This is a genomic window from Myceligenerans halotolerans (genome assembly GCF_054782975.1).
The window spans coordinates 114,867-127,892 of sequence record NZ_BAAGRL010000002.1; the positions used below are offsets into that span (position 1 = coordinate 114,867).

General features: G+C 73.0%; 12 protein-coding genes. 8 read left to right on the forward strand and 4 right to left on the reverse strand.

The genetic code is table 11. From position 1 onward, the window contains the following. Positions 1 to 190 precede the first annotated feature (190 nt). Complete coding sequence (miaB, locus tag ACYVK5_RS00570) at positions 191 to 1,903, forward strand: tRNA (N6-isopentenyl adenosine(37)-C2)-methylthiotransferase MiaB (RefSeq protein ID WP_460701338.1); 1,713 nt, start codon at positions 191 to 193, stop codon at positions 1,901 to 1,903. An 8-nt stretch (positions 1,904 to 1,911) separates the two neighbouring features. Here miaB and ACYVK5_RS00575 read toward each other — a convergent pair whose 3' ends face one another. Next, a complete protein-coding gene (locus ACYVK5_RS00575; protein WP_460701339.1) occupies positions 1,912 to 2,475 on the reverse strand; it encodes a type III secretion system chaperone family protein in 564 nt (187 codons plus the stop codon). Next, entirely contained in the window at positions 2,472 to 3,071 is a 600-nt protein-coding gene (locus ACYVK5_RS00580; RefSeq protein WP_460701340.1) for a type III secretion system chaperone family protein, read from the reverse strand. Before ACYVK5_RS00580 ends, ACYVK5_RS00575 begins: the two co-directional genes overlap by 4 nt. A 98-nt stretch (positions 3,072 to 3,169) precedes the next feature. Between ACYVK5_RS00580 and ACYVK5_RS00585 the strand changes: the two genes are divergently transcribed. From ACYVK5_RS00585 to dapF, 3 genes are read left to right on the forward strand one after another with little or no spacing between them, the layout of a single operon-like run. Continuing rightward, on the forward strand, positions 3,170 to 3,838 hold the full coding sequence (locus tag ACYVK5_RS00585; protein WP_460701341.1) for a hypothetical protein: 669 nt from the start codon (positions 3,170 to 3,172) through the stop codon (positions 3,836 to 3,838). Between the two features lie 35 nt (positions 3,839 to 3,873). Next, positions 3,874 to 4,878: a tRNA (adenosine(37)-N6)-dimethylallyltransferase MiaA gene (gene miaA / locus ACYVK5_RS00590; RefSeq protein WP_460701342.1), complete on the forward strand. Its 1,005-nt coding sequence runs from the start codon at positions 3,874 to 3,876 to the stop codon at positions 4,876 to 4,878. Further along, entirely contained in the window at positions 4,875 to 5,816 is a 942-nt protein-coding gene (gene dapF, locus ACYVK5_RS00595; protein WP_460701343.1) for a diaminopimelate epimerase, read from the forward strand. Before miaA ends, dapF begins: the two co-directional genes overlap by 4 nt. Before the next feature lie 46 nt (positions 5,817 to 5,862). On the opposite strand, the gene ACYVK5_RS00600 is transcribed toward dapF, so the two are convergent. After that, on the reverse strand, positions 5,863 to 6,483 hold the full coding sequence (locus tag ACYVK5_RS00600) for a class I SAM-dependent methyltransferase (RefSeq protein ID WP_460701344.1): 621 nt from the start codon (positions 6,481 to 6,483) through the stop codon (positions 5,863 to 5,865). Between the two features lie 85 nt (positions 6,484 to 6,568). Here ACYVK5_RS00600 and hflX point away from each other — a divergent pair, with 85 nt between their 5' ends. From hflX to ACYVK5_RS00615, 3 genes are all read left to right on the forward strand, one after another. Beyond that, positions 6,569 to 8,101, forward strand: coding sequence for a GTPase HflX (gene hflX / locus ACYVK5_RS00605; RefSeq protein WP_460701345.1), 1,533 nt, complete (start codon positions 6,569 to 6,571; stop codon positions 8,099 to 8,101). A gap of 63 nt (positions 8,102 to 8,164) precedes the next feature. Beyond that, on the forward strand, positions 8,165 to 10,309 hold the full coding sequence (locus ACYVK5_RS00610; protein WP_460701346.1) for an ATP-dependent DNA helicase: 2,145 nt from the start codon (positions 8,165 to 8,167) through the stop codon (positions 10,307 to 10,309). A gap of 56 nt (positions 10,310 to 10,365) precedes the next feature. Continuing rightward, the gene (locus ACYVK5_RS00615; RefSeq protein ID WP_460701347.1) at positions 10,366 to 11,352 is read left to right on the forward strand and encodes an L-lactate dehydrogenase; all 987 of its coding nucleotides are present in this window, start codon (positions 10,366 to 10,368) and stop codon (positions 11,350 to 11,352) included. A gap of 43 nt (positions 11,353 to 11,395) precedes the next feature. Here the strand turns inward: ACYVK5_RS00615 and lexA are convergent, their stop codons facing one another. Continuing rightward, complete coding sequence (lexA, locus tag ACYVK5_RS00620) at positions 11,396 to 12,160, reverse strand: transcriptional repressor LexA (protein ID WP_460701348.1); 765 nt, start codon at positions 12,158 to 12,160, stop codon at positions 11,396 to 11,398. Positions 12,161 to 12,338: 178 nt separating this feature from the next. On the opposite strand from lexA, the gene ACYVK5_RS00625 reads away from it, so the two are divergent. Further along, a complete protein-coding gene (locus ACYVK5_RS00625) occupies positions 12,339 to 12,917 on the forward strand; it encodes a LysM peptidoglycan-binding domain-containing protein (protein ID WP_460701349.1) in 579 nt (192 codons plus the stop codon). Positions 12,918 to 13,026 lie beyond the last annotated feature (109 nt).

Here is a 13,026-nt window from a genome sequence, read left to right on the forward strand (position 1 = left end):
CGAACCTAATCGATCGCGTGTTTCGTCGTCGGGACGCCGGAGTCACGAGGACACAACAGTTCGGTAACAGATGTCCGATTATGGGCTGTGGGCTGGTCGGCGTGGGTCCCTGGACCCGGCGTCGCCGACTCCTCCGCGTTCCGCGCCACGTCCTTCGTCGATGTCGGTGGGGAACCGTAGAATTGGCGCGATGTCCACGCCGACGCTTCCCACCTCGCCCGATCCCACGGTCACCGACGCACCCGACGCCACCGCAGCCGGCGTCGGGCCCGAGCCGCGCACCTACCTGGTCCGCACCCTCGGCTGTCAGATGAACGTGCACGATTCCGAGCACATGGCCGGCATGCTCGAGCAGGCCGGCTACACGCGCGCGTCGAGCGAGGACGAGGCGAACAACCGGGCCGACGTCGTGGTGATCAACACCTGCGCGGTCCGAGAGAACGCGGCGACGCGCCTGTACGGGAACCTGGGGCAGCTCGCGGGGATCAAGTCGCGGCGCCCGGGGATGCAGATCGCCGTCGGCGGGTGCCTGGCGCAGAAGGATCGCGGCACGATCGTGGAGAAGGCGCCGTGGGTCGACGTCGTCTTCGGCACGCACAACCTCGACGCCCTGCCGGTGCTCCTGGAGCGTGCGCGGCACAACGAGGAGGCGGAGGTGGAGATCGCGGAGTCGCTGCAGGTCTTCCCCTCGACGCTGCCGACGCGCCGCGAGTCCGTCTACGCGGGCTGGGTGTCGATCTCGGTGGGCTGCAACAACACGTGCACGTTCTGCATCGTGCCGCACCTGCGGGGCAAGGAGCGCGACCGCCGTCCGGGCGAGATCCTCGCGGAGGTCGAGGCGCTGGTCGCCGCGGGCGCGGTCGAGGTGACGCTGCTCGGTCAGAACGTGAACTCCTACGGCGTCGAGTTCGGGGACCGCGGGGCGTTCGCGAAGCTGCTGCGCGCCTGCGGCGGGATCGACGGGCTGGAGCGGGTGCGGTTCACCTCCCCGCACCCGGCGGCCTTCACCGACGACGTCATCGAGGCCATGGCCGCCACGCCCAACGTCATGCCGCAGCTGCACATGCCGCTGCAGTCCGGCTCGGACCGGGTCCTGCGGGCCATGCGCCGGTCCTACCGGTCCGCGAAGTTCCTCGGGATCCTCGACCGCGTGCGTGCCGCCATGCCGGACGCCGCGATCACCACCGACATCATCGTCGGCTTCCCGGGTGAGACCGAGGAGGACTTCGCCGAGACGCTCCGCGTCGTCGAGGAGGCGCGGTTCAGTTCGGCGTTCATGTTCCAGTACTCGCAGCGTCCCGGGACCCCCGCCGCGACGATGGAGGGACAACTGCCCAAGGAGATCGTCCAGGAGCGGTTCGAGCGCCTGCTCGCGCTGCAGGAGCGGATCTCCGCCGAGGAGTCCCGGGCGCAGGTCGGCCGCACGCTCGAGGTGCTGGTCACCGAGGGCGCGGGCCGGAAGGACGGCGCGACGCACCGCCTCAGCGGCCGAGCGCCCGACAACCGGCTCGTGCACTTCGCCCTGCCCGGCACCGCCGCGGCGGGCGACGGCCCGGGTGCGGGGCACGCCTCGGCGGGGCTCCCGTCGGAGCCGGCCGGGCTGGACGACCCGCGGCTGGCCGACACCGCGGACCTCGACCCCCGGCTCCCGCGCCCGGGCGACATGGTGACCGTGACCGTGACCCACGCGGCGCCGCACCACCTCATTGCGGACTCCGCGGCCGAGGGCGGGACCGCCGACGGCGGGACGGCGGGCTTCGCGGTGCGCCGGACGCGCTCGGGCGACGCCTGGGCCGCGCGCGAGAAGGCGCGCCTCGGCGGCGGGGACGACCACCACGGCCACGGCGCGCCGACACCGGACGGCCCGGTCACCCTGGGGATGCCGACCATCGGCCCGCGCTGACGGCGCGATCAGCGTGCGTCGTCGCTGATCTCCGGCGGCGTGAGGGCCGCCACCGACGCGAAGAACTGGGCGGCGGTCACCAGCCCGCACGACACGGTCTGCGCCAGCTGGTCGTCGGTGGCGCCGTGCTCGAAGTCCACGGACACCTCGGAGTAGAGCGTCAGCCCGTACGCCTCCGAGCGGGCGTAGACCTTGGGCCAGATCCGTTCGCGGTTCCAGTCGTTCGTGGCCTGGAGCACGCCGAGGCGCGACGACGCCGAGAGGTTTCCCGCCCATCGGCCGCGGATCTGCAGGATCTCGTCGTGCTCACCGAGCAGCAGGAACCAGAACCGGTTGCCGTCCCACGTGCCGGTGACGTCGCCGTCGTTGTCGATGCGGAACTTGTAGCCGCGCCGGCTGAGGTCGTCCGCGATCCGCTGGGTCGTCAGCGCGCGCGGCAGCTCGACGTCGACGTTGTCGTCGACGCTGTCGTGCGTGTCGGCCGACTCGTCGCCGGTGCGCGGATTGAACAACCGTGCGAACCAGCCGGGTGTCGCCCGCCGGGGGCTCAACCGGTCGTTGCCGGGCTTCACGGTGCCGACCTCAGCGGGTCCGGATACACCTCGTCGAGGTGCTCGAAGAACATGGAGCCGGTCGTGAGCCCGCACTGCAGGAGCTGGTCGAGCTGCTCGTCGGACACACCGTGCTCCAGGTCCACCGTGACCTCCGCATAGACCAGCACGGCCCCGTTGTCACGCACGCAGACGTACGCCTTGGGCCAAATCCACTCGGCGTTCCAGTCGTTGCAGATCTCGAGGATCTCCTCGAGGCGCTCGATGCTCAGGTCGCGGTGCCACTGCCCCCGCACCTGGAGCACCTCGGATCCTTCACCGACGACGAGGAAGTGGAACAGCCAGCCGTGCCACATCCCGCCGATGTCGCCCTCGGAGTCGACGAAGTAGCTGAAGTCGCTGCCCGCGAGCCAGGCCGTGACCCGCTCCCGGCTGAGCGGGGCGGGGACACGTGCTGGATCGTCGAGAGCGTCGGTCAGCTCACGTAGTAGAACGCCTTCCACCTGGGACCGCAGCTCGCCGTCGGAGAGCTCCGGCGTCCCGGTGCGGGGCGTGCTGCGACCGGTCGGGTCACCTTCTTCCGCCGCCTCGCGGCGGCGTGGTCCGAAGAACCTCACCGAACCACAGTACCCGCGCTCGCCGGGCAACACCCATGGAATCGAGAAAGTCTTCTCATGGAATCGTCTCGACCAATCGTTCGACTACCGTGAACCAGGTGCCCACCCGAGCCGTGATCCTGCCCGCGACGGCCCTGCTCATCCCGGGGGCCGCGGGCGCCGCCGACCCCCTGACCCAGGTGCGGCTCGCCGCCTGCGCGGCCCTCGCGGGCCTGGCCGAGACGGGGCCGCCCCTGGTGCTCGCCCCCGGTCCGGGCCCGGCCCGCGGGCCGCGGGCGCTCCGGCCCTCGCTCGCCGCCGCCGGGATCGCGGACGCCATGCTGCCCGACGACGTACCGGCCCCCTGGGCGGCCCACCACGCCAGGCCACCGGCCGGGACCGCCGCCTCGGTGGCGCTGTTCTGCCTCGGCATGGCCCTGGGGCAGCGGGCGGCCGGTGTCCTCGCCCTCGAGGTGCTCGCCGAGCCGGCTCCGCACCCCGCCGACGAGACGCACGCCACCGGATCCGGCGTCGTCCACGGAGACGCGCCGGATCCGGGTGCCGCCGTGGCCGCGCACCTCGCTGCCGGCGGCACCCTCGTCGTCGCCGCCGGGGGACCGCCCGGCGCAGCTGCGGCGCCCTGGATCGAGGATGAGCCCGCGCCGGGCGTCGCGGCCGTGCTCGCCGCCGCGGGAGCGGACGGGTGGACCCGCGAGACCCGGACCTTTCCGCAGGATCACGACCACCTCCCCCCGGACTACCGCCTGACCACCTGCACGGCCGGCTGAGGCCGACTCGCCGCCGCGCCGATAGAGTCGCGGACGTGATCGTCGTCGCCGTCGTGGGGCCCACCGCCACCGGGAAGTCGGACCTGGCGCTGGATCTCGCCGAGGCGCTCGGTCCCGGCGCCCCCCGCGCCGCCGGCCGGGCGCCCGCCGAGATCGTCAACGCCGACGCCTACCAGCTCTACCGCGGCATGGACATCGGCACGGCGAAGGTTCCCCAGGGCGAACGGCGCGGGATCGCGCACCACCAGCTCGACGTGCTCGACCCGCACGAGGACTCGTCGGTGGCGCGCTACCAGACCGCCGCCCGCGCGGATCTGGACGCGATCGGCGCTCGCGGCGCCCGGGCCGTCGTCGTCGGCGGGAGCGGCCTGTACGTGCGGGCCCTGCTCGACGAGATGAACTTCCCTGGCACCGACCCCGCGATCCGCGCCCGGCTCGAGGAACGTGCCGAGCGTGAGGGTCGCCGCGCCCTGCACGCCGAGCTCGCGCGGCGGGATCCCGCCGCAGCCGAGTCGATCGGGCCCGCGAACACCCGCCGGATCGTGCGCGCGCTGGAGGTCATCGAGATCACCGGCGCGCCGTACACGGCGAACCTGCCACGCCAGGAGTACGTCCGGCCGGCGGTACAGATCGGCCTCGACTGCGACCGCGCCACCCTGGACGCCCGTGTCGAGGCGCGCGTGGCGCGCATGTGGGAGGCGGGCCTGGCCGACGAGGTACGGCGCCTCGCGTCGCCCGGGCAGGGCGGTACGGGACCCGGACTCGGCACCACGGCGGCACGCGCCGTGGGATACGCCGAGGTCCTGGCGTGGTTCCGCGGCGAGACCAGCGAGGACGAGGCACGGGCGGCGATCGCGGCGAACACCCGCCGGCTCGCCCGCAAGCAGATGGGCTGGTTCGGCCGGGACCCGCGCGTACGGTGGCTGGACGCCGGATCGCCCACCCTGCTCGACGACGTGCTCGCCCTCGTCGCGGCCGCCGACACCGGCTCCCTGCCCCGTCCCGACGAGGGTCCGGTTCGCCGTAGTCTTGGCGCATGAAGATCGAGTTCACCAAGGGACACGGCACACACAACGACTTCATCCTCGTCGCCGACCCGAAGGACGAGCTCGATCTCGACAGCGACCTCGTCCGGCGCCTGACGGACCGGCGCGGCGGTGTCGGGGCCGACGGCGTCATCCGGCTCACCTCCACGGCCTCGATCGCCGGATCCGGCGACGCGATCGGGGACGAGATCCTCGCCGACGACCCGTCCGCGATCTGGTTCATGGACTATCGCAACGCCGACGGCTCGATCGCCGAGATGTGCGGCAACGGCGTACGCGTCTTCGCGGCCTTCGCCGAGCGGCTCGGCTACGTCTCGTTCGGGGCCGACGGCGGCCGCGGGCAGGACGCGTCCCACACCGGCTTCGCGCTGGGCACCCGCGCCGGCGTGAAGCGGGTGCGCAAGGAGCCGAACGGCTGGTACGCCGTGGACATGGGCCCCTGGTCCCTGCCCGGCGGCGCCGACGCCCGCGACGCCGGATACGACGCCGGGGTCCTGGTGCGCGGCTGGAGCGCCCCCCGCCCCGGGCTGTCGGTGGACCTCGGCAACCCGCACACCGTCGTCGCGCTGCCCAGCGTCGGCGAACTCGAACAGCTCGACCTGACGGAGGCCCCCGAGGTGGCGTCCGTCCCGCCCCACGGCACCAACGTCGAGCTCGTCGTGCCGCTCGGCGACGAGCGGGCACCGAGCGGCGAGCCCGCCGGCCGCGTCCGCATGCGCGTGCACGAACGCGGAGTGGGGGAGACGCAGTCCTGCGGCACCGGCGCCTGCGCCGCGGCGCTCGCCGTGCGCGCCTGGCAGGGGGACGGGGCGCCGGACACCTGGTTCGTCGAGATCCCCGGCGGCGAGGTGCGGGTACGTGCGCTGAGCGACGGGCACGTCGAACTCGCAGGACCCGCCGAGCTCGTGTTCACCGGCACGCTGAACATCTGACCCCGGACGGCGCGGTGGGTTCGCGCCCGCGCTGGCGTCGTCCGGCTCAGCGGTCCGCCGACACCCGCAGGATCCGGAACCCCTTCGACGACGCCTCCCTGCTCACCGGGAGGCCCAGCTCGTCCGTGATCCAGCGGGCGAGCGAGTCCGCGCCGAGGTTCTTCTGCACCACCAGCCAGCCCTCCGCACCCGGCGCCAGCCGGGGCAGCCACCGGCCGAGGATCTCGTGCAGCACCGCCTTGCCGACCCGGATCGGCGGGTTGGACCACACGGCGGAGAACCGCACGTCGTCGGGCACCTCGTCGGGCGTGACCGCGCGGACGTTGTCCAGGCCGAGACGCCCGGCGTTGCGGCGCACCAGGTCCAGGGCGCGTTCGTTCACGTCCACCGCCCAGACGCGCGCGTCCGGGCGCTCCGACGCCATGGTCAGGCTCAGCGGGCCCCAGCCGCACCCCAGGTCCAGCAGATCCCCGTCCGGCAGCGGCGGGACCTCCTGCAGCAGCACCCGCGTCCCCTTGTCGACACCGCCCGGCGAGAACACGCCGGCCGCCACGTCCACCTCGACCTCCCGCCCCGCGATCCGGACCGCGATGGTGCGCAGATCCCCGGCCGAGGCCGGCCGCGCGCTGAAGTAGTGGTCGTGAGATCCGACGTCGTCCTGGGTCACCCCCCGATCCTAAATTCCCATGGAACCGGGACGAGAACCCGTGGGATCCTTGTTGTACCAGACGTCACCCGGAGGAAGGCACTACATGACCCACGTCCCGACCGAACCCGACGCCCCGGCCACCGAGCCGGACGACCCGCGAGGCGCCCAGGCGATCGCGAACGACGTCGTAGCGCGGGTGCTCGCTCGGGCGGGGACCGCGCGCTCCGAGGGCGACACCGTCCACGCCGCGCACGACGGCGACCAGCTCGACCTGGAGGAACGCAGCGCGCTGCGCCGCGTCCGCGGACTCTCCACGGAACTCGACGACGTCACCGAGGTCGAGTACCGGCAGCTGCGGCTGGAGAAGGTGGTCCTCGTCGGCCTCCACACCGGCGGCGAGGCCGCGTCGCGCGAGGCCGAGGTCTCGCTGCGCGAACTCGCCGCGCTCGCCGAGACCGCGGGCTCCGAGGTCCTCGACGGCCTGCTGCAGCGCCGCCAGAAGCCCGACCCCGGCACCTACCTCGGATCCGGCAAGGCGGCCGAACTCGCCGACATCGTGCGCGACGTCGGCGCCGACACCGTCGTCGTCGACGGCGAGCTCGCGCCCTCCCAGCGCCGCGCGCTGGAGGACGTCATCAAGATCAAGGTCGTCGACCGCACGGCGCTCATCCTCGACATCTTCGCCCAGCACGCCAAGTCCAAGGAGGGCAAGGCGCAGGTCGAGCTCGCCCAGCTCGAGTACCTCCTGCCACGCCTGCGCGGCTGGGGCGAGTCGATGTCCCGGCAGGCCGGTGGCCAGGTGGGCGGCGCCGGCGCCGGCATGGGTTCGCGCGGACCCGGCGAGACCAAGATCGAGCTCGACCGCCGTCGCATCCGCAACCGCATGGCCAAGCTGCGGCGCGAGATCGCCGCGATGAAGCCCGCCCGCGAGACCAAGCGCCTGAATCGCAAGCGTCACGCCATCCCCGCCGTGACCATCGCCGGATACACCAACGCCGGCAAGTCGTCCCTGCTCAACGCCCTCACCGGCACCGGAGTCCTCGTGGAGAACGCGCTGTTCGCCACCCTCGACCCCACCGTGCGGCGCTCGCGGACCGAGGACGGCCGGGTCTACACGCTGGCCGACACCGTGGGCTTCGTGCGGCACCTGCCGCACCAGCTCGTGGAGGCCTTCCGCTCCACGCTGGAGGAGGTGGGCGACGCCGACCTGCTGCTGCACGTCGTGGACGCCTCCCACCCCGACCCCGAGGGCCAGATCGCCGCGGTGCGCGAGGTGCTCACGGAGATCCCCGGGATCGGTGACGTGCACGAGATCGTGGTGCTGAACAAGGCCGACGTCGCCGATCCCGAGGTGGTCGGGCGGATCCAGCGCCGCGAGCGGAACACGGCAGTGGTCAGCGCCCACTCCGGCGAGGGGATCGCCGAGCTCCGCGCCCGCATCGCGGCCGAGCTGCCCCGTCCCGGCGTCGAGGTCGACGTCGTGATCCCGTACTCACGCGGGGACCTCGTGCACCGCGTGCACGAGCACGGAGACATCGACCACACCGAGCACGTGGCCACGGGCACCCTGGTGCGCGGGCGCGTGGACGAGCAGCTCGCCACCGAACTGCACCGGGCGGCGCGCGCGGCGTCCTGACGTTCGGAGCGGTCCCGAGGGCCCGGGAGACCACTGTCAGTGGCTGGTCGTACGATCGATGCCGTGACCATCCCCGCTGACGCGCCCGCCACCAGTACCGACGTTCCCGAGGTCGACGATCTTCTCGACCTTGCCGTCGGTGCGCTCGGCGGCGGTCGGCGCGAGGGACAGCACCACATGGCCCGGGCCGTGACCGAGGCGATCGAGTCCGGCGAGCACCTGCTGGTCCAGGCCGGCACCGGCACCGGGAAGTCGCTCGGCTACCTGGTCCCGGCGGTGCGGCACGCGGTGTCGTCCGGGGACCGGGTCGTCGTCTCCACCGCCACGCTGGCCCTGCAGCGGCAGGTGATCACGCGCGACCTGCCGCTCGTGGCCGAGACCGTGGCCCCGCGGCTGGCGCGGACGCCGCGGATCGCCCTGCTCAAGGGCTGGCACAACTACCTGTGCAAGCACAAGGTCGGCGGCGGCTATCCCGGTGACGACACGACGTTGTTCGACCTGGCGGGCGCGGAGGATCACGCGGCTCCCGAGCCGCCGAGCACACGCGGCGGCGGCGCGGGCGGTCCGGCCCGGGGTCGCCGGGGGCGCGACGACGCCGCCTCGCTCGCCGATCATGTCCGCCGTCTGCACGCCTGGGCCGGGGAGACGGACACCGGCGACCGGGACGACCTGGTGCCGGGCGTACCGGACAAGGCGTGGCGGCAGGTGTCGGTGACCGCCCTGGAATGTCTCGGCAGCAAGTGCCCGATGCTCGCGGAGTGCTTCCCCGACCAGGCCCGCGCGGCGGCCCGCGACGCCGATGTCGTGGTGACGAACCACGCCATGCTCGGCATCGCGGCCTCCGGGAACCCGAACGTGCTGCCGGAGCACGACGTCGTCGTGGTCGACGAGGCGCACGAGCTGGTCGACCGCGTCACGGCGTCGGCCACGGTAGAGCTCTCGGCGGCGTCGGTCGAGCACGCCGCCCGCCTGGCGCGCCGGCACGGCGGCGCCGACACCACCGTCCTGGAGGACGCCGGCACCGGACTCGGCACGCTCCTTGTCACGACGCCGGGCGACCGCTTCCCGCGAGGGCTGGAGGGGGAGCTGCGCGACGCCGTGGGCGGGGTGCGTGACGCGGCGCGCGCGGTCCTCAGCGAGCTCAAGCCGGACAAGCAGGAGAAGGGCCCGGGCGCCGCGGGGAACGACGGCGACCCCGGGATCAAGATGGCTCAGGGCGCCATGCTGCAGCTCTTCGAGGTGGCCGAGCGGATGGCGGCGGACGACACGGCCGCGGACGTGCTGTGGCTGACGCGCCCGGACAACGCCTGGGGCGGGTTCGGGGAGTCGGTCTCCCGGCTCCACGCCGCCCCGCTCCACGTCGCGGGGCTGATCCGGACGAACCTGCTCGGCGCGGCGACCGGTGTGCTCACGTCCGCGACCCTGGCCCTGGGCGGCACGTTCGAGCCGATCGCGAGCACGTTCGGGCTCGGGCCGGGTGCCGCGGCGGGTCGTGGTGGCGACGCCGGCGACGCGACGGACGGCGACGGCGAGGCCGCCGCGTGGCAGGGGATCGATGTCGGCAGCCCGTTCGACTACGGCAAGCAGGGCATCTGCTACATCGCCCGGCACCTGCCCGCGCCCGGCCGGGAGCCCACCACGGACGCGCAGCTCGACGAGATCGCCGACCTCGTCACCGCCGCGGGCGGTCGCACGCTCGGGCTGTTCTCGTCCCGTCGTGCGGCGACGGCCGCGGCCGAGGCGATGCGGGAACGGCTCGATCTGCCGATCCTGGCGCAGGGGGACGATCAGCTTCCCACCCTGGTGCGCGAGTTCGCCGAGGACCCGTCCGCCTGCCTGTTCGGCACGCTGTCGCTGTGGCAGGGGGTGGACGTGCCCGGCCCGTCGTGCCAGCTCGTCCTCATCGACCGGATCCCGTTCCCCCGGCCGGACGACCCGGTGAAGGCGGCCCGTGCCCGCGCGATCGAGCAGGCCGGCGGGAACGGTTTCATGGCCGTGTCGGCGGCGCACGCCGCACTGCTGCTCGCGCAGGGTGCCGGGCGCCTGATCCGCGGGACGGAGGATCGCGGCGTCGTCGCCGTCCTGGACCCGCGCCTGGCGACCGCCCGGTACGCGTCGTTCCTGGTGCGCTCGATGCCCGCCTTCTGGCCGACGACGGACCCGGCGCTCGTCCGAGCGGCGCTGGCCCGGCTGGACGCGGACGCGTAGAACTCGTGGGTGGGCGCGCCGTGCGGGCCGCCCACCGCTACCCATCGGGAGGAACCGTGACCGCTGTCGGCGATGTCACCGCGGCGCATCATGCGTTCGCCAGGACCACGAAACTGGCCGTTGTCGGCGCGGGAGCGGTCGGGACGACCCTCGCCTACGCCGCGCTCGCCCGCGGAACGGCGCGCACCGTCGCGCTGATGGATGTGAACAGGGCGAAGGTCGACGCCGAGGTCCTCGACCTCCAGCACGGCCAGATGTTCGTCCCGCAGGCGGAGATCGTCGGGTCCGACGACGTCGCGGTGTGCGAGGGAGCCGACGTCGTCGTGACCGCGGGGGCGAAACAGAAGCACGGCCAGACGCGCCTCGACCTGGCGGAGTCGACCGTCAGCCTGACGCGACAGATCGTGCCCGCGCTCGTCGACGTGGCGCCCGATGCGATCTTCGTGATGGTGACCAACCCCGTCGACGTCGTCACCTATGCCGCGCAGAAGGTCTCGGGGCTCCCGCGCGAGCGGGTGTTCGGGAGCGGCACGGTGCTGGACACCTCGCGTCTGCGTGAAGCGATCGCACGGCAGTCGGGGGTGGCGGTCGGCAACGTCCATGCCTACATCGCCGGGGAGCACGGCGACTCGGAGATCGCGCTGTGGAGTTCGGCGTCGATCGCCGGTGTGCCGCTGCTGGAGTGGAGCGGGCTGGCCGGGAGGCCCGCGCTGGACGAGGAGCTCCGGTCTCGTATCGCGGCCGACGTCGTGCAATCGGCCTACCGCATCATCGAGGGCAAGGGCGCCACGAACTATGCGATCGGGCTGGCGGGAACACGAATCATCGAGGCCGTTCTCAAGGACGAGCATCGAGTGCTGCCCGTGTCCTCGTACCTGGACGACTACTACGGGATCAGCGACGTGTGTCTCTCGGTGCCGTCGCTCGTGGACCGGCGCGGCGCGACCGAGACGATCGAGGTGCCCTTGTCCGACGGCGAGTTGCGCGACCTGCGCGCCTCGGCCGAGCGTGTGCGCGAGATCCAGCGGCGGTTCGGGCTGTGACCTGCTGCCGGGTCGGTACGTGGGGTGCCGACCCGGCAGGATGTCAGAGGCTGCGCAGCACCGCGACGATGCGGCCGAGGATCTGGGCCTCGTCGCCGGGGATGGGCTCGTAGGCCGCGTTCTGCGGAATGAGCCAGACGTGGCCGTCGGTCTGCTTGAACGTCTTGACCGTGGCCTCGCCGTCGATCATGGCCGCGACGATCTCGCCCTGCTCGGCGACGTTCTGCCGGCGCACCACGACCCAGTCGCCGTCGCAGATGGCGGCATCGACCATCGAGTCGCCCGCGACCTTGAGCAGGAAGAGCTCGCCGTCGCCGACCACCTGGCGCGGGAGCGCGAAGATGTCCTCGACGGCCTGTTCGGCGAGGATCGGGCCACCTGCGGCGATCCGGCCCACGAGCGGGACGTACGACGCCTGCGGACCCGACTCGGGCTGCTCGGCGGCCCCGTCCCAGTGCACCTCGCCCTGCTGCGGGTTCTGACGCGCGCCCGAATCCGGATCGACCAGCTCCATCGCGCGCGGGCGGTTCGGGTCCCGGCGGAGGAATCCCTTGCGCTCCAGGACCTGGAGCTGGTGCTTCACGCTCGACGGGCTCGCGAGGCCGACGGAATCGCCGATCTCGCGCATCGACGGCGGATAGCCGCGCGCCTCGAACGACTCCCGGATACAGGTCAGCACCTTCCGCTGGCGAGGCGTCAGACGATCGGCGGCAGGGCCGAGATCGAGCGGTTCGTCGTTCCGGGCGATGGTGCCGACACTGCCCAGGCTTCCCGGCATCATGCCCGGTGTCCTCTCACGTCCCGTCATGCTGTGGCCCTCCTCGTCGTTTGATAGCGCCAACTCTAGATCGGATCCGGGCGAATCTCAAACGGATGTTCGAGCGTGTCTCGACACGAAGGGTGTTGCGTGCTACACAATGGTACGGGTGTTCGTCGTACGCTTGTCCGACGAACGCGTGTTCGACAGGCTATCTCAGGAGGCGGTCATGAGCACCACCACCACGGTGGAGCTCCGGGGGCTCAGGAGGTCTCGGAGCGCACGATCCCGAGCGGAAAGATGCCATCTGCGGGTGGTGCCTCCGCTCGACGAGGCGGTCGCCGTGCGGGCGGATGCTCCCGGTCCCGCCCGCCCGCGCGGCGTGGCCCCGGTCGGCGCCGGACCGGGCGGTCCTGGCGCCGGGGCAGCAGGCCCGGCCGCCGCGCCTCGACGGGACGCGGATCCTGCCGGTGAGCCTCCGGGCAGCGGGCGTCGTACGCTCGCGGCCCGCCTCGGCCTCGAAGGGCTGCGGCTGACCGCGCGAGGCAGGTTCGCCGTCGCCGTCGTCACCCTGGTCCTCGCGGCTCCGGTGGTGTGGGGTGCGACGGCGGTCGCGAGCTCGCCCGAGGCGCCCGTCGAGGTGCGGTCCCACGCCGTGGAGCCCGGCGAGACGCTCTGGGGGCTGGCCGCGTCGATCGCGGAGCCCGGGCAGGACGTGCGTGACGTCGTGCGCCGGCTGCAGGACCTGAACGACCTGCCGACCGGGGGCCTGACGGTGGGGCAGACCCTCTACGTCCCGGCCGGGTGACCCCCGGGCCGGCGTGAAGTCGGCAACGTTCTCGACATATCGCTGCAGTCGTGTTGCATGGGCGCGGTTTGCCCGCATACGGTCAAGTCCCGGCCGGGAGTACCCGGCC

Excerpts from the sequence above, each read along its gene's own strand:
- miaB (WP_460701338.1), top strand. The coding sequence starts at position 191 with ATGTCCACGCCGACGCTTCCCACCTCGCCCGATCCCACGGTCACCGAC.
- dapF (WP_460701343.1), top strand. The coding sequence starts at position 4,875 with ATGAAGATCGAGTTCACCAAGGGACACGGCACACACAACGACTTCATC.
- hflX (WP_460701345.1), top strand. The coding sequence starts at position 6,569 with ATGACCCACGTCCCGACCGAACCCGACGCCCCGGCCACCGAGCCGGAC.
- lexA (WP_460701348.1), bottom strand. The coding sequence starts at position 12,160 with ATGACGGGACGTGAGAGGACACCGGGCATGATGCCGGGAAGCCTGGGC.
- ACYVK5_RS00625 (WP_460701349.1), top strand. The coding sequence starts at position 12,339 with ATGAGCACCACCACCACGGTGGAGCTCCGGGGGCTCAGGAGGTCTCGG.